Here is a 2523-nt window from a genome sequence, read left to right as displayed (position 1 = left end):
AGGCGAATACGTGACGGCCAGCGGATCATTCAAGCAGTGCTCGGCCAGTTCAGCGAGATTCTTTTCAAACGCGCGTGCCAGCATCGCAATACTCTGCTCATCATGCGCCAAGTGGCAATACTCAATCTGGAACTGGAAGGCTCCACTCGCATCAAGCATCGAATTGATCTCGAGCAAGTGCTGACGACCACGAGTCACATCATCTTGGCCAACCGCCAAGCTGTTAGGTGCCATGCGCCACGCGCTCCGATCGGCCTGCACGCCGTGCTCGAAGCGGCCGTGGTAGTTAAACACCACCTGCGGATCGATCAAGGCGCTACGGGGCGCATCGACGTGTATCGCGCTTGCCGTATCGAGGTAACGAAGCACGCCGTAACCGAGTCCCTTGTCGGGCAACGCACGCAAGCTCTCTTTCACGGACAACACCGCATGACCGGCGCGTTGCTTTTCCTGCAGATCGATCTCTCCCAAGCGCAGTCTTAACGGGAACATGCTGGTAAACCACCCCAGCGTACGCGTCAGATCCGAGTCCGTCTCACGCCCATGACCCTCAAGCGCGATAAGGGGCGAATGCAGGTCGCGCTGATACTGCGTGTGGCTCCAGTCACGTAAGGCCAAACCTAGCGCGGCAAGCAAGACATCATCAATCCGAGCATGGTAGACCGCAGGAGCGCGTAACAATTGCTGCGTGCGCCCAGCCTCCAACCCACCTGCGATGTGCGCCGCATGTGCCTGCGTGTTCTGCTCAGGCGTGATAGTGCGATCAAGCGGCAAGGCTTGTGCACCCTCTAGTTGCGAGAGCCAGAGAGACTGCTCCGTGCGACGCGCGCCTGTGCTTGCCTGGGCGTGTAACGTCTCACCCCAAGCGCGCAACGACTGCGTGGGTGCGGGCAACGCCTGCGGAGTCGGCTGCGTCAAGGAAATGAGGTCCTCAATCAGAATCCGCCACGACACCCCATCAATCGCAAAGTGATGGATCACCAGCAACAGTAAGGGGCCTTGGCGCTTGTCGCGCTCAACCCAAAGGGCGGCAACCATGCCACCACTTGCGCTCGGGTTCAAGCGCGAGGACATCTGCATGAATGCCTCGCGCACGGTCTGCTCGGCTTGCGCTGCGGGCAGCGTGCTGACATCGAGCGTCGGCAACGCCAGCGCCTCGAGCGTAACGACTGGGTCGATCATGAACTGGGTCTGGGGTCCATTGCCTTGCGTGCGCAAACGCAGTGCGCCGTGGTGCGCGCGCAAAGCGTTTAACGCCTTGACAACGTCTTGGTGCCCCATCCGCTCGGGCGCATCGAGCCACACCGCTTGGTGAAAGCGCTTAATTGACCCACTGCCGCGCAATAACTGTTGGTAAATCGGTAGCGCGGGAACGAGCCCATCCTCCACCCAGGTTGTCACAATCTGTGAGGCGTCTAACTGACTCGTGACGCTTGCGAGTGATTCGGGCGTTTGATGCAAGAAGATATCGCGGGTGTTGAGCTTAAAACCCTGCGCCCGAGCTCGACTGACCAAGCGGATGGCAGAGATACTGTCGCCACCGATGGCAAAGAAGTTATCGTCCAGACCCACTTGGGTGTTGTTGGTCACCTCGGCAAACAACGCACACAACACCTTCTCGGTCTCGGTGCGTGGCGCGCGATGCTCGGTTGTGCTGCTCGCCGCACTGGGCTCGGGCAGACGACGGCGATCGAGCTTGCCGTTTGGTGTCAGCGGCAAACTCTCCATCGTCACAAACGCCTGCGGCACCATAAACTCGGGCAGCGTCTCGAGCAACTTCGCGCGCAGCACCGACTGCTCGGGCATCTCCTGGCCCACGCGGGCCACCACATACGCCACCAGACGCTGCTCACCCCCCACGCCGCGGGCAATCACCGCGACCTGACCCAACTGCGACTCAAACCCATGCAGCAACGCCGCCTCGATCTCGCCCGTCTCGATCCGATAGCCACGGATCTTGACCTGATCATCGGCGCGACCCAGGAACGCGATCTCCCCATTGGCCGCCCGATACGCTAGGTCACCCGTGCGGTACATCCGCGATCCGGGCGCCCCAAACGGAGACGCAATAAAGCGCTCGGCGCTTAACCCCGCACGACCCAGGTAGCCACGCGCGAGACCCGCGCCCGCGATATACAACTCCCCCACTACGCCTTGCGGCACGGGCTCAAGCGCTGTGTCCAGAATGTAGGCTTGCGTGTTCCAGATGGGCTTACCAATTGGCACTTCGGCGTCGAACGCCAGCGCACGTGTCTCAGGACCAAACGCGTGATGAATCACCTGAATGGTGGTCTCAGTTGGACCGTACAGGTTAATCACCGTGCCACCCGTGGCTTCAATAATCTCTTGAATCAGTGCGGCGCCTAGTTTCTCTCCACCACAGAATACGCGTCGGGGACGAGCGCGCGACAGTGCGGTTTTAAATATCGGAAACAGAGACGGCACGAGCTGTAAATCCGTGACTGCGCGCTCAACCATCAGCTCGCTCAACGCATCCATATCCAGCAGCGTCTCTTTGTCTGC

1 protein-coding gene is annotated in these 2523 nt (G+C 60.3%); it reads right to left on the bottom strand.

Going from position 1 to position 2523, the window contains the following annotated elements:
* A partial coding sequence (locus KZZ10_RS10640) for a condensation domain-containing protein (RefSeq protein ID WP_259661514.1) occupies window positions 1-2523 on the bottom strand: 2523 nt, incomplete at both ends.

The organism is Zwartia hollandica (assembly GCF_019923725.1).
Taxonomy (GTDB): Bacteria; Pseudomonadota; Gammaproteobacteria; order Burkholderiales; family Burkholderiaceae_B; genus Zwartia; species Zwartia hollandica.
Note: the sequence above shows the minus strand (reverse complement) of the source record. Positions and strands in the feature narration are given on the sequence as shown.